Origin of the sequence: Methyloferula stellata AR4, from assembly GCF_000385335.1 — a bacterium.
GTDB lineage: Bacteria > Pseudomonadota > Alphaproteobacteria > Rhizobiales > Beijerinckiaceae > Methyloferula > Methyloferula stellata.
Window position 1 is genome coordinate 2,316,780 of record NZ_ARWA01000001.1, and the last position, 19,317, is coordinate 2,336,096.

General features: G+C 60.4%; 18 protein-coding genes and 1 tRNA gene. 12 read left to right on the plus strand and 7 right to left on the minus strand.

The window, feature by feature from the left end; translation table 11 throughout:
• Window positions 1-154: 154 nt before the first annotated feature.
• Together A3OQ_RS0111340 and A3OQ_RS0111345 are read right to left on the minus strand one after the other, a co-directional pair.
• Window positions 155-1,444 (minus strand): DNA polymerase IV, encoded by a 1,290-nt coding sequence (locus A3OQ_RS0111340; RefSeq protein WP_020175510.1) that lies wholly within the window; start codon window positions 1,442-1,444, stop codon window positions 155-157.
• Window positions 1,441-1,764 (minus strand): DUF3572 domain-containing protein, encoded by a 324-nt coding sequence (locus A3OQ_RS0111345; protein ID WP_020175511.1) that lies wholly within the window; start codon window positions 1,762-1,764, stop codon window positions 1,441-1,443. The genes A3OQ_RS0111340 and A3OQ_RS0111345 overlap by 4 nt, the downstream gene beginning before the upstream one ends.
• A 105-nt stretch (window positions 1,765-1,869) precedes the next feature.
• Between A3OQ_RS0111345 and A3OQ_RS0111350 the strand changes: the two genes are divergently transcribed.
• On the plus strand, window positions 1,870-2,241 hold the full coding sequence (locus tag A3OQ_RS0111350) for a response regulator (protein WP_026595733.1): 372 nt from the start codon (window positions 1,870-1,872) through the stop codon (window positions 2,239-2,241).
• Between the two features lie 33 nt (window positions 2,242-2,274).
• Window positions 2,275-3,645 carry a PleD family two-component system response regulator gene (locus A3OQ_RS0111355; protein ID WP_020674452.1) on the plus strand — a complete coding sequence of 457 codons (1,371 nt, stop codon included), beginning with the start codon at window positions 2,275-2,277 and terminating at the stop codon, window positions 3,643-3,645.
• A 436-nt stretch (window positions 3,646-4,081) separates the two neighbouring features.
• On the opposite strand, the gene A3OQ_RS0111360 is transcribed toward A3OQ_RS0111355, so the two are convergent.
• The gene (locus A3OQ_RS0111360; protein WP_020175515.1) at window positions 4,082-6,484 is read right to left on the minus strand and encodes a penicillin-binding protein 1A; all 2,403 of its coding nucleotides are present in this window, start codon (window positions 6,482-6,484) and stop codon (window positions 4,082-4,084) included.
• Between the two features lie 422 nt (window positions 6,485-6,906).
• Window positions 6,907-8,262, minus strand: a complete 1,356-nt coding sequence (locus A3OQ_RS0111365; RefSeq protein WP_152428410.1) for an N-acetylmuramoyl-L-alanine amidase — start codon at window positions 8,260-8,262, stop codon at window positions 6,907-6,909.
• 444 nt (window positions 8,263-8,706) lie between these two features.
• On the opposite strand from A3OQ_RS0111365, the gene A3OQ_RS24430 reads away from it, so the two are divergent.
• Window positions 8,707-9,183, plus strand: a complete 477-nt coding sequence (locus A3OQ_RS24430; protein ID WP_152428411.1) for a hypothetical protein — start codon at window positions 8,707-8,709, stop codon at window positions 9,181-9,183.
• Window positions 9,116-11,995, plus strand: a complete 2,880-nt coding sequence (locus A3OQ_RS0111375) for an Rne/Rng family ribonuclease (protein ID WP_020175518.1) — start codon at window positions 9,116-9,118, stop codon at window positions 11,993-11,995. The genes A3OQ_RS24430 and A3OQ_RS0111375 overlap by 68 nt, the downstream gene beginning before the upstream one ends.
• A 125-nt stretch (window positions 11,996-12,120) precedes the next feature.
• Here A3OQ_RS0111375 and A3OQ_RS0111380 read toward each other — a convergent pair whose 3' ends face one another.
• On the minus strand, window positions 12,121-12,597 hold the full coding sequence (locus tag A3OQ_RS0111380) for an SRPBCC family protein (RefSeq protein WP_026595734.1): 477 nt from the start codon (window positions 12,595-12,597) through the stop codon (window positions 12,121-12,123).
• A gap of 233 nt (window positions 12,598-12,830) precedes the next feature.
• Entirely contained in the window at window positions 12,831-13,268 is a 438-nt protein-coding gene (locus A3OQ_RS0111385; RefSeq protein ID WP_341872077.1) for an outer membrane protein assembly factor BamE, read from the minus strand.
• Between the two features lie 281 nt (window positions 13,269-13,549).
• Between A3OQ_RS0111385 and A3OQ_RS0111390 the strand changes: the two genes are divergently transcribed.
• The 8 genes from A3OQ_RS0111390 to A3OQ_RS0111425 all read left to right on the plus strand — a co-directional run bounded on the left by A3OQ_RS0111390 (window position 13,550) and on the right by A3OQ_RS0111425 (window position 18,801).
• Entirely contained in the window at window positions 13,550-14,113 is a 564-nt protein-coding gene (locus A3OQ_RS0111390; RefSeq protein WP_020175521.1) for a ubiquinol-cytochrome C chaperone family protein, read from the plus strand.
• On the plus strand, window positions 14,110-14,727 hold the full coding sequence (locus tag A3OQ_RS0111395) for a YceD family protein (RefSeq protein WP_020175522.1): 618 nt from the start codon (window positions 14,110-14,112) through the stop codon (window positions 14,725-14,727). The genes A3OQ_RS0111390 and A3OQ_RS0111395 overlap by 4 nt, the downstream gene beginning before the upstream one ends.
• 48 nt (window positions 14,728-14,775) lie before the next feature.
• Window positions 14,776-15,882, plus strand: coding sequence for a phosphate acyltransferase PlsX (gene plsX / locus A3OQ_RS0111400; RefSeq protein WP_083931672.1), 1,107 nt, complete (start codon window positions 14,776-14,778; stop codon window positions 15,880-15,882).
• A 56-nt stretch (window positions 15,883-15,938) separates the two neighbouring features.
• The gene (locus tag A3OQ_RS0111405) at window positions 15,939-16,931 is read left to right on the plus strand and encodes a beta-ketoacyl-ACP synthase III (RefSeq protein WP_020175524.1); all 993 of its coding nucleotides are present in this window, start codon (window positions 15,939-15,941) and stop codon (window positions 16,929-16,931) included.
• Between the two features lie 261 nt (window positions 16,932-17,192).
• Entirely contained in the window at window positions 17,193-17,567 is a 375-nt protein-coding gene (locus A3OQ_RS0111410) for an integration host factor subunit alpha (RefSeq protein ID WP_020175525.1), read from the plus strand.
• Window positions 17,568-17,623: 56 nt separating this feature from the next.
• Complete coding sequence (locus A3OQ_RS0111415) at window positions 17,624-18,184, plus strand: MerR family transcriptional regulator (protein WP_020175526.1); 561 nt, start codon at window positions 17,624-17,626, stop codon at window positions 18,182-18,184.
• Between the two features lie 54 nt (window positions 18,185-18,238).
• A tRNA-Pro gene (locus A3OQ_RS0111420) sits at window positions 18,239-18,316 on the plus strand.
• Window positions 18,317-18,555: 239 nt separating this feature from the next.
• Entirely contained in the window at window positions 18,556-18,801 is a 246-nt protein-coding gene (locus A3OQ_RS0111425; RefSeq protein ID WP_020175527.1) for a hypothetical protein, read from the plus strand.
• Between the two features lie 256 nt (window positions 18,802-19,057).
• Here the strand turns inward: A3OQ_RS0111425 and A3OQ_RS0111430 are convergent, their stop codons facing one another.
• On the minus strand, window positions 19,058-19,294 hold the full coding sequence (locus tag A3OQ_RS0111430) for a hypothetical protein (RefSeq protein WP_020175528.1): 237 nt from the start codon (window positions 19,292-19,294) through the stop codon (window positions 19,058-19,060).
• Between the last annotated feature and the right edge of the window lie 23 nt (window positions 19,295-19,317).

The following is a 19,317-nucleotide window of genomic DNA, read 5'->3' on the forward strand; positions in this document are numbered from 1 at the left end:
ATGCAGCGTCTCCGCGTGGATGCCCGTGACAAGCACGGGCATGACGCGCTGGGAGTGGGGCCGCAAATTCCATCGCTCGCGTGCTAAACCTGATAGCCGTAGATCGAGTCCGCGTATGATGCGCCCAAATGGTTTCAATTGAACATTTGCAGTTCTATCGTCGCGTGCGTGGCCGAAGCGAAATGCCTTTGACCACGGCGCCCGGGCCGAACTTGTCCCGCAAGGCATCGATCGCCGCTTCCGTCGCCTTTTCGCGCGCGAGGCCCGTATCGACGAGATCGCCTTGATCGGCCTCTTCGGCCGGACACAGATCATGCGCGGCGATGCCGATCAGACGAAAGCGCGTGCCGTCCAATTCCCGCAGCAGGAGGTCGCGCGCGGCCGTAAACAATCGGTTCGAAAGCTGGGTCGCAGCGAAGCCCGATCTTGCGCGGGTGCGTGTCTTGAAATCCGCGCTCTTCAGTTTCAGCGAGAGGCCGCGCGTCGCAAGCGCGGATCGCCGCAACCGCACAGCGACTTTTTCGCTGAGCCGGTGCAGGACCGGAAGCAAATCCTCGGCGCGGCTGATATCCGTGTCGAAGGTCGTCTCGGCGGAAATGCTTTTCGTGTCCCGCTCGGGCGTGACCTTGCGCCGGTCGATGCCCTGTGCCAGGCGATGAAGGCGCTGTCCCTCCGGACCATAGCGCCGCAAGAGATCTTCTTCCTTTTGGCTTTGCAGATCGCCGAAGCGGACAAATCCCTCGCGCGCGAGGCGCTCCTGCATGACTTTGCCGACGCCAGAGATCAGTCCGATTGGGCGGCCACGTAGAAAGGCTATGGCCTCCTCGCGCCCGACAAGCTGAAAGCCACGCGGCTTATCGAGATCGGAGGCGATTTTCGCGAGAAACTTGCAATAGCTGAGGCCGATCGAAACCGTGATTCCCAGCTCTTTTTCGATGCGCGTGGCGAAGCGCGACAAAACGAATGCCGCGGAGCCGCCATGCAGCGCTTGCGTCCCGGAAAGATCGAGAAAGGCTTCGTCGATCGATATTGGCTCGACCTGCGGCGTCAATTCGAGCATGAGCGCGCGGACTTGCCGGGCGACACGCGCATATTTCGCCATGTCGGGCGGAACAACCACGGCCTGCGGGCAGGCGGCGAGCGCTTTGAACATCGGCATGGCCGAATGCACGCCATAGGTGCGGGCAATATAGCAGCATGTCGCGACGACGCCGCGTTTGCCGCCGCCGACGATGAGCGGCTTGTCGCGCAAACTTGGATTGTCGCGCTTTTCGACGGTTGCGTAAAAGGCGTCGCAATCGACATGTGCGATGGTAAGCTCGTCCAATTCGGGATGGACGAGCGCGCGCGGCGAACCGCAAGCCTGGCAGCGGCGAACTGAGCGGTCAGTCGCAAAAATCTGCGGTGACAGACAATCGCGGCAAAGGCCTTGCGTTTGGCTCACGGAAACGTGTCCTCCGCCGGCGGATCGAGGCGATTTCGCGCCAGAAGAATGAATTTTGGGTCGCAGGCGGCTGTTTCCGCGAAAGCGAGCAGCAAAGACTCGTCCTGTGCGAGGTGATCGAGGACTGCGGCCAAAAATCCTGGACTTCCGGCCGCTTCGCGCAGATTTCCTGGGGATAACCCGCCAAGAGCCATAAATCGGTCGAGGCGCTCCGGCTCCGCGGCGAGAAAGGTCAAAGCCTCGATCGCCAGGGCCTCCGCCGCCTCTCGCGACGGGCCCCCTGAGCCTGACGCCGGTGGCGAAATGCGTCCGTGTTTCATCGGCGGAATTTGCCTTTCGTCAATTTCTCTCAGCTACTGGTTTATGCGTAAGGTTTCTCCCGCCGATGGGGAAGATTCGCCAATCGGGCGCGGAGCTGGATGAAAATGCAGAAAAGTGTCCTGATCGTCGAGGATAATGAGCTGAACATGAAGTTGTTCAACGATCTTCTCGAAGCGCATGGCTACAAGACCGTGCAGACAAGAAGCGGGGTCGAGGCCGTCGAATTGGCGCGGACACACATGCCGAACCTCATTCTGATGGATATTCAATTGCCGGAGGTCTCCGGGCTCCAAGTGACGCAATGGATTAAGGATGACGAAACCTTGCGCCACATTCCGGTGATCGCCATTACGGCTTTCGCCATGAAGGGCGATGAGGAAAAAATCCGGCAGGGCGGCTGCGAGGCTTATCTTTCAAAACCAATTTCGGTCGTCAAATTTCTTGAGACGGTCAAAAATTATCTCGCTGAACAGTAGCGTGCGTGCACGGAAGATTGGGGCCTGAGCAAGATGACCGCCCGGATACTCATTGTTGATGACGTCATTCCAAATTTGAAACTTCTCAAAGCGCGCCTCATGGCCGAATATTTCGACGTCGTGACGGCAACAAATGGCCTGGAAGCCTTGGACATCTGTGCCCGCGGCGATTGCGACATCGTGCTTTTGGACGTCATGATGCCCGGCATCGACGGTTTGGAGGTCTGCCGCAGGTTGAAGCAGGATCCTGCGACGCTGCATATTCCCGTCGTCATGGTGACCGCGCTCGACCAGCCCGCCGACCGGGTGAAGGGTCTCGAAGCCGGCGCCGATGATTTCCTGACGAAGCCGCTCGATGAAATGGCGCTCATCGCCCGAGTGCGCTCGCTCTCGCGTCTCAAGATCGTCTTGGACGAATTGCGCTCCCGCGTCCTGACACTTGAACAGCTCGGTATGGAGACGAGCCTGGCGACGGCCATGGCCGAGAAGGGCGAAGGCGCGCGCATTCTGCTTGTCGACGATCGCGAATCCTCCGCCGACCGCGTCATCACCGCGCTGCGCGGTCTTCATAAGGTCGAGGTCGAAAAAGATCCGCAGGCCGCGCTGTTTCGCGGGGTCGAGGGAGACTATGATCTTTTCATCATCAGTCTCGGCCTGCAGGATTACGACGCCTTGCGGCTGTGCAGCCAGCTGCGTTCGCTCGAGCGGACGCGCCAATTGCCCTTGCTTTGCATCGCCGAAACCGAAGATCGTCCCCGCGTCTTGAGGGGACTCGATCTCGGCGTGAACGATTATCTGTTGCGGCCGATCGACCGCAACGAATTGATCGCGCGCGTCCGCACGCAAATCCGGCGTAAGCGCTATGTGGATAACCTGCGCGACAACGTTCAAGCTTCGATCGAGCTGACCGTGGTCGACCCTTTGACCGGACTGAACAATCGCCGCTATCTCGACACGCATCTCGCGACGCTCGTCTGCCAGGCCGTGGACAAGGCGCAGCCGCTTTGCCTGATGATTCTCGATATCGATCATTTCAAGGCTGTGAACGACACGTTCGGCCATGAGGCCGGCGATCAGGTTCTCAAGGGCTTTGCCGGCCGCATCAAAAAAGTCCTGCGCGGTGTCGATCTCTTCTGCCGGCTGGGCGGCGAGGAATTCGTCGTCGTCATGCCGGACACAAATATCGAGACGGCGATGAAAATTGCAGAACGCGTCCGTGAGGCGGTCGAGAAGGATGTCTTCGGCATTCGGCCTGAGGGACGCGCCATTCCCATCACGGTCTCGATCGGCCTTGCCGAACGCGGCCATGATGCGAATGCGGAGGAATTGATCCGCCGCGCCGACAAGGCGCTTTACAAGTCGAAGGACGGCGGCCGGAACAAAGTCTGCGCCGACGCGGCGTAACTCGGATTCAGACGGCAGGCCCGGCTGCGCCGAATTCAGTCATACGTTAAAAAGTAAGCATGGAAATCGATTCGGTGATTCTCGCATTGCATTTCGAATCCGCGGCGCTAGCTTCTAAAGGTCCGACGCGAGTTTGATAGACCTCTGCCGTGCAGAGCGATGCGAATGGCAGTTTTGACGAGATACCCTACGGAGTGCTCAGGTCCGCCGCATCTCCTGGGTCCGTAGGGTGGGCCGGCGTGTAAGTGGCAGGAGTGGCCTCCTCAGCTATTTGCCGCCGGCCACCTCTTTCTTCACCACGACTTTCTTCATCGTGACAGATGTCAGTCCCGGCCTAGGGCATGATCGCTCCAAGCCGAATTAAGACCGCGCTCTTAAGGGTCTGTTTGAACGCATGATCTCTTTCCAAAAAGTCTGCGACTTTTTGGGATCGTGCTCAGTAGAGACCGCCGGTCCCTGTTCCGACGACGCGATCGGCGTCAGGGCTGTTCGAAAGCACCTGCGGCGTCGAGCTATAGGAATCGGGCGGCGCCGTACCCGGCTTGAAGGCTTCGAGAATCGAGCCGGCGCCGCTCGAACGCTGTCCGGTTCTGGGGTCGACGGAGATCAGCTTGATGCCCGGCGGGACGCGGAAGGGCACGTCGGGCTTATCCTTCAAAGCCATTTTCATGAAGTCGCGAAAGATCGGCGCCGTATAAAGCGCGGCCTGCGCGCTGTCGCCAAGTGAGCGCGGCTGGTCGTAGCCCATGAAGACGCCGACCGCGAGATCGGGCGAGTAGCCGACAAACCAGAGATCCTTGGCCTCGTTGGTCGTGCCTGTCTTGCCGGCGAGATGCTTGCCGACTTCCCGGATGGCGACGCCGGTGCCGCGCTGAATGACGCCTTCCATGATGGAGGTGATCTGATAGGCGGTCAGGGGGTCGAGCACCTGTTCGCGCTTGTCGATGAGCTTCGGCTCCGGCTGATTGTCCCATTTCGCGGCATCGCAGCCCTGGCAGATGCGCTCGTCATGCCGGTAGATCGTATGGCCCCAGCGGTCCTGGATGCGGTCGATCAGCGTCGACTTGATCCTTTTGCCGCCGTTGGCGAGCATGGAATAGGCCGTGGTCATGCGCATCAAGGTGGTTTCGCCCGAGCCAAGCGACATGGACAGGAAGGGCGGCAGGTCGTCGTAAATGCCGAAGCGCTTCGCATATTCGGCGATGAGCGGCATGCCGACATCGCGCGCGAGACGCACAGTCATCTGGTTGATCGAATGCTCGACGCCATAGCGAAGCGTATGCGGACCGCCGGACTTGCCTTCGAAGTTCTGCGGCGACCAGACGCCGAGGCCGGGGCCCTGGTCGATCGAGATCGGCTCGTCGAGGATGATCGAGGAGGGCGTATAGCCATTGTCGAGCGCGGTCGCATAGACGATCGGCTTGAAGGAAGAGCCCGGCTGCCGGAAGGCCTGCGTCGCGCGGTTGAATTCCGATTGGTCGAAGGAAAATCCGCCGATCATCGCAAAGACGCGCCCCGTATAGGGGTCCATCACGACAATGGCGCCGCCGACTTCGGGGATTTGACGCAGCCGATATTGACCGTTCGAACCGTCGACCGGTTCGACATAGACGACGTCGCCGGGGATAAGCGACGAGCGCTCGCTGACCCGCCGCGTCCATTTGAGGCCGACGGATGCGAGGGTGCCAGTCTCGCGCTCGCGTCCGACTTCGCCGGATTTCTCGCGTTTCGGCTGAAGCCCGATCTTGGCCGAACTGTCGGTCGTATCGAGGATGACGGCAAGCCGCCAGGGTGCCACGTCGCCCAGGGCCGGGACATCGGCGAGCTGCATACCCCAATCCTGGCTGATGTCGATATGGCGCATCGGGCCGCGGAACCCATGCGCTTCGTCGTAGCGCACGAGGCCGTCGACCAGCGCGCGCCGCGCCATGAACTGCATTTTGGGATCAAGCGTCGTGCGGACCGAAAGGCCGCCCTCGTAAAGCTTCTTTTCGCCGTAGCGGTCGGCGAGCTCGCGGCGCACTTCCTCGGCGAAGAATCCGGCGGCATAGGTGTTCGGCGACAGCACGCGCGGATTGACGCCGAGCGGCTCCGACTTGGCCTTCTCGCCGTCGGCCTTCGGGACGTAGCCATTTTCGACCATGCGGTCGATGACCCAGTTACGGCGTTCGATGGCGCGCTCGCGCTTTAGGAAGGGATGATAATTATTGGGCGCCTTCGGCAGCGCGGCGAGATAAGCGACCTCGGCCACCGTCAATTCATGCACCGATTTGCCGTAATAATTCAGCGCGGCGGCAGCCACCCCGTAGTTCCCCAGCCCGAGATAGATCTCGTTCAGATAAAGCTCGAGGATCTTTTCCTTCGAATAGGTCGCCTCGATGCGGAACGCGAGCAGCGCCTCGCGGATCTTGCGTTCGAACGAACGCTCATTGGTCAGAAGGAAGTTCTTGGCGACCTGCTGGGTGATGGTGGACGCGCCTTGGACACGCCGGCCGCCTTGGATCAGGATCAGGCCGGCGCGCACGATGCCTTCCGGATCGACGCCATTATGCGTGTAGAAATTCTTGTCTTCCGCTGAGATGAACGCCTCTTTGACCAGGGGCGGGATGGCGGAGCTTGGTAGATAGAGCCGCCGCTCGCGCGCGTATTCGGCGAGCAGCGAGCCGTCCGCGGCATGCACGCGCGTCATGACCGGCGGCTCGTAGTTCTTGAGCTGGGTATAGTCTGGCAGGTCCTGCTGGAATTTCCAGACGACCAGGCCGACAGCGCCAGCACCAACAACGAAAAGGATCGCGCCCGTCGCGAAAATGAAACCGAATAACCGGGCAATCCACCGCATGCCAGCAGGCCCCTAACTTATGCGCAAAGCTGCGCTTAGCCAAAAAGATCGGCGCGGGTTTCGCGCACCAGATCACGATGATTTTGGGGATCCAAAATCATGAACGTGATCGATTCAATAATTAGAGCGGGCTTTTAGCGAAAAACCGGTACCCACTTTTTCGCATCCCGCTCCAGGCATGCTGGATGCCGGCTTGCATCCGACTATGCTGACGATGGCGTCTTGCGTCACGGAGAATCGGGACAGCGATTTGCCGCGGCCCCAATGCTGCGTTCTAACGCAAGTTGAGAGAAATGTCCCCCTCCGCACCCGCGATGTTTCATCAGCGCGCGTGGATGCTTTCCTCGGGTGTCTTTGTGTTGATAGTTGGGCGTGCCCGCTATGGGAGACCTTTGGCCAAAAGTAAATGGCCGCAAACGTCCCTAATGTGATGCTGCGGCGACGGAGGGCGGGCTGAAGGGTTTGATCTCGCCTGCGAGCACCGCGGTTGCGGCGGCAGGTGCCGGGGCGACGGTTTTGCTGGCAAGCACAGGCGGGCTCGCCGCCTCTGAAGCCGAAGCGCCCCGTGCCGCAAAAAAGTTTTCGATCGCATCGGCGACCTGGCTTGTGGTCTTCTCGCGCCAATCCTGGGAATTCAACGCCGAAGCGTCTTTCTCATTCGACAAATAGCCGAGTTCAAGCAGTACCGAAGGCACGTCCGGCGCTGTCAGGACCTTGAAGCCCGCCGACCGTTCCGGGTTTTTGTTGAGCCTTGCCGCGACCTTCCAATAATTTGCCAGTGTATGGGCGAAGACGTGGCTGTAGGCGCGGGTTTCACGCCGGGTCAGATCGAACAATATATCGGAGACGCCGGACGCCTCCTCTTTGCCATCGACGCCGGCTGCGGCGTCGGATTGATTTTCTTTTTCGGCGACTCGGGCGGCTTGGGCATCCGAGGCTTTGTCGGAGACAGTATAGACCGTCGCGCCGGTCACGTCGGCTTCCGACAATGTATCGGCATGGACGGAGACGAACAGGGCCGCACTGCCGTCGCGTGCCATTTTCACCCGGTCACCGAGCGAGATGAACGTATCGTCGTCGCGCGTCATCACGACGGTGTAATGGCCCGTCGCGGTCAGCTTGGCAGCGAGCTCTTTGGCGAAATCGAGCACGACGTTCTTCTCGATCAGGCCGCCGACCATGGCACCGCTATCGACGCCACCATGCCCCGGATCGATCACGATGCGCGGCAAGCTCGCAGCGGTGGTGGGTGGAAGAGGCTCGGTTTGACGGGCGGGTTCGGCCGCGGCCATCTCGGATCGCGCGGCCTGCGCCGCGGCGAGGAAACTGGCGCGATCGGTCTTGGCAAGCTGAATCGTCAGCCGGTAACCATCCTTATCGGCGATTTTCGCGACGTCGGTCTTCACCACGCGCGCGGGGCCGCCAAGATCGATGACGACGCGGGAGCGGCCAGGCGCAAAAGAGCCGAACCGGTAGGATTCGACCAGATGGGCGGGCGAGGGGCGCCGCGCCCGCGGCTTCGCAGGCTTGCCGGTCGGAAGCTGGAGCTGAAAGGCCATGGCGGGCAGATCGACGATCACGCGGTCCGGTTCGCCCAGCACGAAGGCCGCGGCCTCGACCGGCGCCGACGTCGTAAAGGTAAGGGTGGCGGCTTCGCCGTTGTCGGTGAGTTCGGCGGCGGATGCGATCGCCTGCGGTCCAGCTTGTGTTTTCTCCCCGAGCGCGGCCGCCCGGGTGCCGATAAATCCCTTAGCCTGTGCAAAAACAACAGGATTCATGGCAAAAGACAGGCCAAAGGCCAAGCCGAGAAGGGTTGAAACGGGGCGCTTCACCATGAAAGCCGTCGCATCGCTGGGCCATGACCGGAAACGCGAAGATCAGCCAACGGTGCCAATCTTTCGCATTTATTTCGAAAACTTAGGTCGAATCCGTTAACGCCTTCTCACCATGCCAGAATCCGGTTGAAGTGGCCGTGGCCGTTAGGCAACAGTCATAGGGAAACTTGCCAAATCGCCAATAAACCCGATATGAAGGGTGACCTTTCGAATCCTCAGCCCTCAAAGGCTTCGACCGAAAGGCCAGATCTTCGTCGTATAAGGCCTTTTCCGCACGGACTGCGCTTCCCAAACTTGGGATGCGGGTCAGGCGGGGGATGCGCTCAAAGCAAACATGAGGCACCGGACCATCCGCTGTCTCAAAGGTCTCGGCGAGGAAAGTTCCCGGTGGAGATCGTCCACGGGCTCGATCTGGAAGGCTGCAAGCAACGCCTGCCCAGTTTAAAATTTGGATGGCTCGAAACACAGCCGATTCGAATAGGTGAAGAAGACATGGTCAGCCCTTTGAAGGGTAAATTATCGGCCAATCAGACTAGTTTCCGCCCGGCCTTGACGGCCTGTGCTTCCGACTTTTCCGCGCGCGCTCAGTTCCCCTATGCCTCGGCGCGTTTGAAGGGTTCGTGTCTTCTTCGCAGCTTCCACGCTCACAGCTTCAATGGCGGATCCACCCGCATCAATCCCTTTCTCATCCTCAACATGCCCGACGCGCCGTCTCATTGGCCGCCCATAGCGCCACAAGGGCGCCGTGATGCACGTGCCAAAGGCTCGGCGCGCGGCATGTCTCAACGAGTTTCACATGGCCAACAAAATGCTCATCGATGCCTCTCATCCGGAAGAAACCCGGGTGGTGGTGCTGCGCGGTAACAGGGTCGAAGAATTCGATTTCGAATCCGCCAATAAGAAACAGCTTCGCGGTAATATTTACCTTGCCAAAGTCACGCGGGTGGAGCCTTCGCTCCAAGCTGCGTTCGTCGACTATGGCGGCAACCGCCATGGCTTTCTCGCCTTCTCGGAAATCCATCCGGATTACTATCAAATCCCGGTCGGCGACCGGCAGGCGCTTATCGAAGAAGATGCGCGTGCCCAGCGCGAGGAAGATGAAGACGAGCCGCGCTCGCGCCGCAGCCGCCGTCATTCGCGTGGCGATCGCAACGGCCAGCATGCCGCCAAGCGGCACGGGCATGAGGACGAAACCCTCACAGAATCTGCCGCCGAGGAGGGCGAACAGGTCTTCGAGGCGCTAAGCCCCGGTCAGGAAGACGATTTCGGCGACGACACCGGCGTCGTTCAAGAGACTGAACCTTCCGAAGAGGAGGTGGCGGAAGCCGAAGCCGCCGAGCATGAGCATCGCGGCAATCCGGACATAGAGCCCGTACTTGAGATTGGTGATGCCGCGGCCGCGGCAAGCGCGGAAGACTCTTTCGTTCATGTGTCCGTTGAGTCGGAGAGCGCAGAGGCCGAATATAGTGACGAAGCCGAGGGCGCAGAACTCGAGGCCCGCCGTCAGCAACCTTCGGAGCCGGACGACGCGGATGGCGATCATGAGTCCGACGAGACGGACGAGGAAGCCGAGCACGTCGAGCAATTGGGCGGCGACGCCATGGAGGAAATGCCGGTTCGCAGCTATCGCTCGCGCCGGCAATATAAGATCCAGGAGGTCATCAAGCGCCGCCAGGTTCTTCTCGTCCAGGTCGTCAAGGAAGAGCGCGGCAATAAGGGCGCGGCGCTGACCACTTATCTCTCGCTCGCCGGGCGCTATTCGGTGCTGATGCCGAATACGGCGCGCGGCGGCGGCATTTCCCGCAAGATCACCGATGCCGGCGATCGCCAGCGCCTGAAATCCATCGCCCAGGAGCTTGAGGTTCCGGAAGGCATGGGCGTGATCCTGCGCACCGCGGGCGCCGCGCGTACCAAGGCCGAGGTCAAGCGCGACTTCGAATATCTCCTGCGCATGTGGGAAACCGTGCGCGAGATGACCTTGAAATCGACAGCCCCCACGCTCGTCTATGAGGAAGGCTCGCTCATCAAACGGGCGATCCGCGACCTCTACAACAAGGACATCGACGAAGTCGTCGTCTCGGGTGATGACGGCTATCGCGAGGCCAAGGAATTCATGCGCATGCTCATGCCGAGCCATGCGAAGAATGTGCAGCCCTATCGCGATCCGCAGCCGATCTTCGCCAAGGCGGGCGCCGAGGCGCAGCTCGATGCGATGTTCTCGAACCAGGTCACGCTGAAATCCGGCGGCTATCTCGTCATCAATCAGACGGAAGCCTTGGTTGCGATCGACGTGAACTCGGGCCGCTCGACGCGCGAGCATAATATCGAGGATACGGCGCTTCGGACCAATCTTGAAGCCTCGGACGAAATCGCACGGCAGTTGCGTCTGCGCGATCTCGCGGGTCTCATCGTGGTCGATTTCATCGACATGGAAGAGAACCGCAACAACCGGTCCGTCGAACGCCGGTTGAAAGAGGCGTTGAAGAACGACCGCGCCCGCATTCAGGTCGGCCGCATCTCGCATTTCGGCCTCTTGGAAATGTCGCGCCAGAGAATCCGTACCGGCGTGCTCGAAGGATCGACCGTCGTTTGCTCGCATTGCGCCGGCGCCGGCATGGTCCGCTCGACGTCGTCGATCGCGCTGCATGTGCTGCGGGTCACGGAAGATACGCTGATCAAGAGCGCGACGCATAATATCACGGTGAAGACGCGTTCTATCGTGGCGCTCTATATTCTCAATCAGAAGCGCGACAATCTGCACGATCTCGAAACCCGTTTCGGCGTGACAATCACGATCACGCCCGACGATTCGCTGACCGGCACGACCTATCATGCGATCGAGCGCGGCGAACTGGCTTCGGGCACACCGGAAGCGGCGCCCCGCGCCGAATTCGTTCGCACCGACTCCGTGCGTCCTGCGGATATCGCGGCTTTCGATGAAGAAGATGCCGATCTCGAGGCCGAAGCCGACGAGGAGAGCGGCGCCGAGGAAACCAATGGCGAAGGCGAGGGCGAAGCCGATGCCAATGGCGACAACCGCCGCCGCAAGCGCCGCCGCCGCCGCCGCTCGCATGGTGGCGATCGGGAAGGGTCGGGGATCGCAGCCAATGCGCCGCAACCTTCCGACGATGGCTTGGCGGTGATCGCTGCCGAGACGGGGGCTTTTCCGCCTGTCTCCAACGGCGCGGACTATGAGGCAGGCGACGAAGAGAGAAACGGTGAGGCGGAGCCGGAAGGCGCGCCGACAGGCGAGGGCCGCAGGCGCCGGTCGCGCCGGCGCGGCCGCGGCGGACGCGATTTCGCATCCAACGGCGAAAAGATTCACATTTCGGAAGCTGGCGCCGGCGAAGACGCCGTCGCTGCTTCGGCTTTCGAAATGCCGGTAAGCGAGGCTTTTCCTGCCGAGGCCGCCGCCGCGGAAGCGCCGGCTCCATCGCATGAAACCGAGCATTCCGGTTACTCGGATGCCGGCCATGCCAGCACTGAGCATCCGGGCACAGAGCACTCCAGTACGGAGCACGCGGCAGAAGGCGACGTACAGGTGAGAGAGCCTGTCGCGGCCGAAGCGCCTGCGCCTCATGCGCCATCGCCTGCGCCGGTGGTCGCCGAGGAGGATCCGAACCGGCCGAAGCGAACCGGCTGGTGGCAGCGCGCGCGGGCATCGCTCGGCGGCTAGACCGGGATGAATTTATGATTTTGGATTCTATCCGACATCATCATGATCTGATTTGAGAAAAAGCCCTGACCGGGTGAAACGGTCAGGGCTTTATTTGTCTCATCATTCAGGATCCGAGATCCGGATCACTTGGTCTCAAGTTTGGTCTTCAAGCCGGTCAGGCCCGCCTGATAAATGCCACTGACGACTTTCTCGACGCCATTGTCGGCTGCGTTCGGCGTAAAGCTGCCGGTCCAGGTAATGGTGGCAGTCTCGCCCGTGCCCGTGACGCCGAGGGTCGATTTATAACCCGTCAGAGGCAGAGGGCTCGTCAAAATCGCATAAGTGTAGGATTTGCCGCCATTGTCCCAAGCGATCTGCTTTTCGACGAATTTCGCGCCGTCTTTGGCGGTGAGCGTCCGGACCTTGTCGGCGCCGTCCATTTTGACCTCGCAGCCGACGATAACGGGGTGCCAGTTTTTGATCCCGCAAAAATCGCCGATCGCAGCCCAAGCGGCCGCGGGCGTCGCTTTGACCTCGACCTTTTCCGTGACTTCGGCTGCCCAAGCGCCGCTCGTCAGGGCGAGCAGCATAGCTCCGGCAAGCCCGATCATTCCTCTCATGGTGCATATCCTCTCTGCAATGCCGCGCTCTTTTGGGGCGGCTGAGCATCAGCTTAGACTATTTTACAACACTCTGTGAACCCGCACTGGCGGAGAGGCGCGCCCATTGGGTGATTTCGCAAGCAAACGGCGTCCGACTGCCGGCCTCTGCCGTAGGCGAAGCTAGAGGATCTGGCTTTAAGCCATTGGTTCAGCTTGTGAACCATCTGAAAGCATGTCGGATGGTTCAGGTTCTAGCCGAACCTGAAAAGATTGAGCAGCATGCCGCGCAGGAAGGTCGATTCCGCACCGCCTGTCGGCGTCGAGCGCGACACGAAATCCACGACCTTGCCGTCTTCGATGCCATAATTGGCGACCCGCTGAACCTTTTTCGATTTGTCGAAATAGACGGCATAAATATGCCGGTCGACAATCTTCGGATCCATGAAGGCGACCATGCGCTTGGTTTCTTGCGAGACGTAGTACCAGGCGTCGCCGCCGACCGTCGATGTGGTGGACGGCGTGCCCAACAAAACGAGAACCTGTTCGGCCGAGGAGCCCGGGCGAACCTGCGCCAACGATCTTTGATCGGGCTGGTAGCCATGTAGAACTTCGCCGTCATAGCCCGTAATGCAACCGCCAAGCGACAAGGCGAGCGTGGCAGCCAAAATCGGTTTAGCAAGCAAAACCATGGGGTTCCGGAGCTTTGTCATCTGTCGAGAAAAGGAAATTGCCTTCTCGAAACGCATTTTTGAACCTCTATCTGTCGATTTAAAAGCCTGCGACGGATGGGCTTGCGCTTGCCTCAAAGCCTTGCGATGCCTAGCGCTCAACAAAGCGAAAAGCAAGATCGCAGCACTTGCCAGCACAGAGCTGACACCCACTTGGTTTCGATCCGCGCCGTTTTTTTGTCCTTCGCCGGTCACAGGTCTATCGGATGGTTGTCCAACGCGGCGAGCGCCCGGAGAGAATCATGTTTGCAAGTCTCGCGCGGTTGAAAGTCAGGTTGCTGGGTTCATCGTCCAATCGATTAGTCATCGACCGGCTTCACGGCGAGATCGTGGCAGCCGCACGCAATCCGGTTCTGTTCACGGGTTTCGGAATCGAAGATAATTTCGAAGGCCGGTTTGAGTCCGTCGTGCTGCATGCCGCCCTTGTCTTGCGAAGGCTCCGCACCTTGCCGGCGCCCGCACCCGATGTCGCGCAAGATCTGGCCGATGCGCTGTTTCGCCATTTCGAAGTCGCCTTGCGGGAACTAGGCGTCGGCGACTCCTCGGTGCCGAAGAAAATGAAGGGCCTTGCCGAAGCTTTCTTCGGCCGGGGCCTAGCCTATGACGAGGCGCTGCGCTGCGGCCATGGCGAGCTAGCGGACGCCTTGAAGCGCAATGTCTATGCTGGCCGGAAGGGCGGCGAGGCCCTGAGCATCTATGTCGCGGCGCTCGATGCCGCGCTTGCCGCCGCGCCGGTCGAGGCCTTTATCAAGGGGCCAGTGCCATTTCCTTCACCCTCGGCCGTGCCGATGGAGGCCATCGCATGAAACCTAAATCAAGCGGAAAACCGTCCGGCGCGAAATCCGGCGGCAGCGATCTCAACGCGGGCGTGCCCTTTTCGCGCCTCGTCACGGTCGATCCGATGCCGGACGAGGGCTTCGAGGTCGCGATCGAAGCCGATGCGGCGGAACGCGCGGCGCTCGCGGCTCTGGACGGGCTGGTCGATATCGGAAAACTCGACGCTGTTTTTCATGTCATGCGCAGGCCGCAAGGCCGGGTCAATGTCAGGGGCGAGGTCAGAGCGACGATCACGCAAACCTGCGTCGTCAGCCTCGATCCGTTTGAATCGGCGGTCGCCGAGCAGGTGGATGTCGATTTCATGCGGCCTGAAGAGATAGAAAAGGCTGAGAAGGAAAGGGCCAAACGCGAAAAGGCCATGCCGCGCGATCAAGCGAAGTTCGAGGAAGAGGACGAAGATCCGCCGGATCCGATCGTTAACGGCAAGATCGATCTTGGCGTGCTGGCCACCGAATTTCTGGCGCTGGCGCTCGATCCCTACCCGAAAAAGCCGGGAGTCAGCTTCGAAGAGGTTCTGACGGAAAAGCCGGAAGAGCGGGAATCGCCCTTTGCCATCTTGCGTAAATGGGACAAGACCTCTTAAACGGCGGACAGACGGGGCGGTGATGCAGCTAGGGGCTCAGCGGTGGCGATAATCGAACCGGTCCGGATCGCCGTGGATGCGATGGGCGGCGACCATGGTCCGGAAGTGATCATCCCGGGCGCGGCGCATGCGTTCGAACGCCACCCCGATGTGCGTTTTCTGTTTTTCGGAGACGAGAAACGGATCAGGCCGGTGCTCGAAGCCTCGCCGCGCCTCGCCGCCGTCTCGCGCCTGCATCATACGGACGTCGCGGTGTCGATGGAGGACAAGCCGAGCCAGGCCTTGCGGAAAGGCCGGCGCGTCTCGTCCATGTGGCTTGCCATCGAGGCCGTGAAAAAAGGCGAAGCCGATGTGGCGGTCTCGGCCGGCAATACCGGCGCGCTCATGGCCATGTCGAAAATCTGCCTGCACATGATGGCCCATATCGAGCGTCCGGCGATCGCCGCCTTCTGGCCGACGCTGCGCGGCGAGACGGTCGTCCTCGATGTCGGCGCGACGATCGGCGCCAATGCCCAGCATCTCTTCGATCTTGCGGTCATGGGCTCGGCTTTGGCCCGCATCGTCTTCAATCTGCAGCGTCCGACCGTCGGCCTGTTGAATGTCGGGGTCGAAGAGATCAAGGGGCTCGAAGAAGTGAAGGCGGCGTCCCGCCTCTTGCGCCAGACGCCGCTCGCGAGCCTCGACTATTACGGCTTCGTCGAAGGCGACGACATCGGCAAGGGCACGGTCGACGTGGTGGTGACGGAAGGCTTTGCCGGCAATATCGCGCTCAAGACGGCCGAAGGAACCGCCAAGCAGATCGGCCAATATTTGCGCGAAGCCATGCGCCATGGTTGGCTGTCGCGGCTCGGGTATCTCCTGGCGCAGCCGGCTTTCGCAAGGCTCAAGACAAAAATGGATCCGCGCAATCTGAACGGCGGGGTCTTTCTTGGGCTGGACGGGGTAGTCATCAAAAGCCACGGCGGTTCGGATGCGATCGGAACGGCGCGCGCCATCGAGATCGGCTATGCCATGGCGCGGCACGAACTCTTGCATAAGATCCGCGAAGCCCTTGCCGTTTCGCACGAGGAGGCGCCCGTGCTGAGCGTCGAGCCAAATGCGAAGGCCTGCGACGCATCCGCGCCGCCGGCCCCGATGGAAGCATCCGATCGCTAGAGCATTCATCTCGCTTTGCCGTTCAAGTTCCCAAAAGACTCGGAGACTCTCTCGTTTTGACTCATGAACAGAAAGACCGGCTGCGGTCCGTCGTCGTCGGGATCGGTTCCTATCTTCCCAACCGGATCGTCAGCAATCAGGATCTCGAAAAATCGCTCGAGACGACCGATGAGTGGATCGTTCAGCGGACCGGCATCACGCAGCGCCACATCGCGGCAGACGATGAGCGGACCTCGACGCTGGGGCTTCGGGCGGCCGAAGCGGCTCTCGCGGATGCAGGCCTGACCGGCAAGGATATCGATCTCATCATCGTCGCGACTTCGACGCCGGACTATGTGTTTCCGTCGGTGGCGACCCAAATCCAGGCCGGTCTCGGCATGTATCACGGCGCGGCCTTCGATGTGCAGGCCGTCTGCTCCGGATTTGTCTTCGGTGTCGCGACGGCGGATAAGTTTCTGCAGTCCGGATCGCATAAGCGCGCTTTGGTGATTGGCGCCGAGACCTTTTCAAGGCTGCTCGATTGGACCGACCGAACCACCTGCGTTCTTTTCGGCGATGGCGCGGGTGCCATCGTGCTCGAAGCGCAAGCCTCGGCAGGCACGGTGAAGGACCGGGGCGTTCTGACCTCGCATCTGCGCTCGGACGGGCGGCATTTCGATAAGCTCTATGTCGACGGCGGGCCCTCGGCGACGCGCAGTGTCGGGCATTTGCGCATGTCGGGCAGGGAGGTCTTCCGGCACGCCGTCGGCATGGTCACCGATGTCATGGCGGATGCCTTTGCCGCGACCGGAACCGGGCCAGCCGACCTCGACTGGTTCGTTCCACACCAGGCCAACCGCCGGATCATCGACGCTTCCGCCGAAAAACTTGGCATTTCGCCGGAAAAAGTTGTGACGACCGTCCAATATCACGCGAATACGTCGGCTGCGTCGATTCCATTGGCCTTGGCGGTCGCCTGCGGCGACGGCCGGATCAAAAAAGGCGATCTCGTCATGATCGAGGCTATGGGCGGCGGATTTACCTGGGGGTCGGCGCTGATCCGTTGGTAAAAAGGCAGAGCTGCCTTGCGGCAAGATGTCTTGATTTGTGCGCAACTTTGTAAGAAGCTTCAAAAAATTGTCATTTCCGACAGCCATTGCGTGAATTCATAGGTGTTTAGAACGCGTTGCGATCAGGCTTTTGCATTGGTGGTCGTGTAAAAAGCGGTCGCTTGCGACAGGCTCTTTCGATCCTCTGCAGCAAACGGGCAGTCAGGTAGATCATCGCCTTTCCTTTTCAGCATACTCCGTAATGATTATCGAGGCTGACCGATGCCGGACATCGAAATAGCAACACCCCTGCAAACAGGGGGAGAAACCAGGGAGCAGAACCGGTCGCGCACGCTGACGCGTGTCGATCTGGCCGAAGCCGTCTATCAGCGTGTCGGGCTTTCGCGCAAGGAATCGGCTGCGCTCGTGCAGGCCGTCTTGACGGAATTGTCGGACCGGCTCGTTGCTGGCGAGTCCGTCAAATTGTCATCCTTCGGTTCGTTCGTCGTGCGCGCCAAAGGCGAACGGATCGGCCGTAATCCGAAGACGGGAGTCGAAGTGCCGATCACGCAGCGGCGCGTCATGGTCTTCAAGCCGTCGAACGTGCTGAAGGCTCGGATCAACGGACAGACAGTTCCGGACAACGAAGCGGACTGAATCTGTCTCGCCGCGGCGTGACGAATCGCTGACGGCCTGCTGCTGGACACATTCGGATGGAAAAAAGCGCCGAAGCTTTTCGGACGATAAGTGAAGTCGCCGACGAGCTCGATCTTCCCCAGCATGTGCTGCGGTTCTGGGAAACCCGTTTCATCCAGATCAAGCCGCTGAAACGCGGCGGTGGGCGGCGCTATTACCGTCCCGACGATGTCGAGCTTCTGCGTGCCATTCGCCAGCTTCTCTACGGCGAGGGCTACACGATCAAGGGCGTCCAAAAAATCCTGAAAGAGCAGGGCGCGCGGTCGGTCATCGCTGCCTATCGCGCTGCGTCGATCGCTGGCGGCGAGCGGATGAGTCTCATCTTCGGGCCGGGCGCCGAGACCGAAGCGGACCCACAAGCCCGCTATGAAGAGGCCATGCATCCGGCGCCGGCACGAAACGGCGCCTATGCCGCGGCCGGAATTTCGCCTGACGGCGCGGATTTTCAGGCCTATGCCGGCGAAGGGTCCGACGGCTCGGCGATGGCGCTTCACGAGGCCGATCTGCGCCGGCTTGAGGCGTTGCTAGCCGAGCTCGATGAATGTGAACGGATTTTGCATGCCGCCCGGCGGTCTTAAAGCCATGAGCGGCGCGTTGCGTCGGCACAGGGCTTTCTCTATAAGGACCGGCATCGGAGTGTAGCGCAGCCCGGTTAGCGCACTAGTCTGGGGGACTAGGGGTCGGAGGTTCGAATCCTCTCACTCCGACCATCACGAAGGCACATGAAATCCCTCGTGATCCGGGTTCGGATCGACCTAAGGCCCCAGAAAGGCGGCCTTTTCTCGCTGAACCCTTTAGATCGAGGCTTTCCGCCGCGCGAGTGGCATAAAACTGGCTTGAACTGCGCAGGGATAGCCGGGCTGCCCCGGGCGAAGCGGGCCGATTTGAACTGCAGGATTTGGCAACCTGACGCGCTAGCGTTCCGAAATGTGAAAACAGGAAATTCAATATGTTCGAAGGATGGCTCATTCAGGTGACAAAGGGCAACCCGGCGGAGGGCGAACAAGACGTTGCGCTTTATGCTTCCTGGGAACCTAAGGAAGATGCGGCGGTCTTGCTCGTCATCAAGACGTTCAATTTGGCCGAAGAAGACATCGCTTCAATGGTCATCGACCTTCCCAAGGAAGTCATGGAAAAGCTTGGCCTGAAGCCGGGCGAAGCCGGTCCCTACAGCGAAGACGTCGTCGCCGGCTGACATAGCCGCGCGCGGCACCGTCCGCAAAAGCCGCTCGGTCCGAAGGGCTTGGTCTTTTTCATAAAGATCAGATGCTTAAGGGGAGAGATGAATCCATTGCATCTCTTCAATCGCATGTCATACGCCGGATAGGCCGTCGAGACTGAGGCAAGTCTTCACGTCGAATCTGAAGAGTGACCTGCAACCAGCCGCTCGATATTGAATCAAAAAAGGCTCGATCCTGATCAGGGACCGAGCCTTTTGCTTGGTCCGGTCTTCAGGCGCCGATCCGCTTGAAATCGGCCACGGCGGCGTCGAAAAAGGCCGCGACGTCGTAGACGAAGCCCTTTTCCTTGAAGCGCGGATGGTTGACGGCATAGGTGGCGATATTCTGTTGCGTGGCTTTGTCGAGGAACAGCACTTCGAAACTATGGACCTTGGTGCCCTTGTCTTCGAGCGTGATGACTTCGACTTCTTTGCCGCCGAGTTCAAAGGTTGTTGTCGGTAAAGACACGTTCTACTCCCCCATCAGGATAA

Coding starts and splice junctions, on each gene's coding strand:
- A3OQ_RS0111365 (WP_152428410.1), bottom strand. CDS start 8,262: ATGAATCCTGTTGTTTTTGCACAGGCTAAGGGATTTATCGGCACCCGG.
- A3OQ_RS0111375 (WP_020175518.1), top strand. CDS start 9,116: ATGGCCAACAAAATGCTCATCGATGCCTCTCATCCGGAAGAAACCCGG.
- A3OQ_RS0111345 (WP_020175511.1), bottom strand. CDS start 1,764: ATGAAACACGGACGCATTTCGCCACCGGCGTCAGGCTCAGGGGGCCCG.
- A3OQ_RS0111390 (WP_020175521.1), top strand. CDS start 13,550: ATGTTTGCAAGTCTCGCGCGGTTGAAAGTCAGGTTGCTGGGTTCATCG.
- A3OQ_RS0111380 (WP_026595734.1), bottom strand. CDS start 12,597: ATGAGAGGAATGATCGGGCTTGCCGGAGCTATGCTGCTCGCCCTGACG.
- A3OQ_RS0111395 (WP_020175522.1), top strand. CDS start 14,110: ATGAAACCTAAATCAAGCGGAAAACCGTCCGGCGCGAAATCCGGCGGC.
- A3OQ_RS0111415 (WP_020175526.1), top strand. CDS start 17,624: ATGGAAAAAAGCGCCGAAGCTTTTCGGACGATAAGTGAAGTCGCCGAC.
- A3OQ_RS0111360 (WP_020175515.1), bottom strand. CDS start 6,484: ATGCGGTGGATTGCCCGGTTATTCGGTTTCATTTTCGCGACGGGCGCG.
- A3OQ_RS0111350 (WP_026595733.1), top strand. CDS start 1,870: ATGCAGAAAAGTGTCCTGATCGTCGAGGATAATGAGCTGAACATGAAG.
- A3OQ_RS0111410 (WP_020175525.1), top strand. CDS start 17,193: ATGCCGGACATCGAAATAGCAACACCCCTGCAAACAGGGGGAGAAACC.
- A3OQ_RS0111385 (WP_341872077.1), bottom strand. CDS start 13,268: ATGGTTTTGCTTGCTAAACCGATTTTGGCTGCCACGCTCGCCTTGTCG.
- A3OQ_RS0111355 (WP_020674452.1), top strand. CDS start 2,275: ATGACCGCCCGGATACTCATTGTTGATGACGTCATTCCAAATTTGAAA.
- A3OQ_RS0111425 (WP_020175527.1), top strand. CDS start 18,556: ATGTTCGAAGGATGGCTCATTCAGGTGACAAAGGGCAACCCGGCGGAG.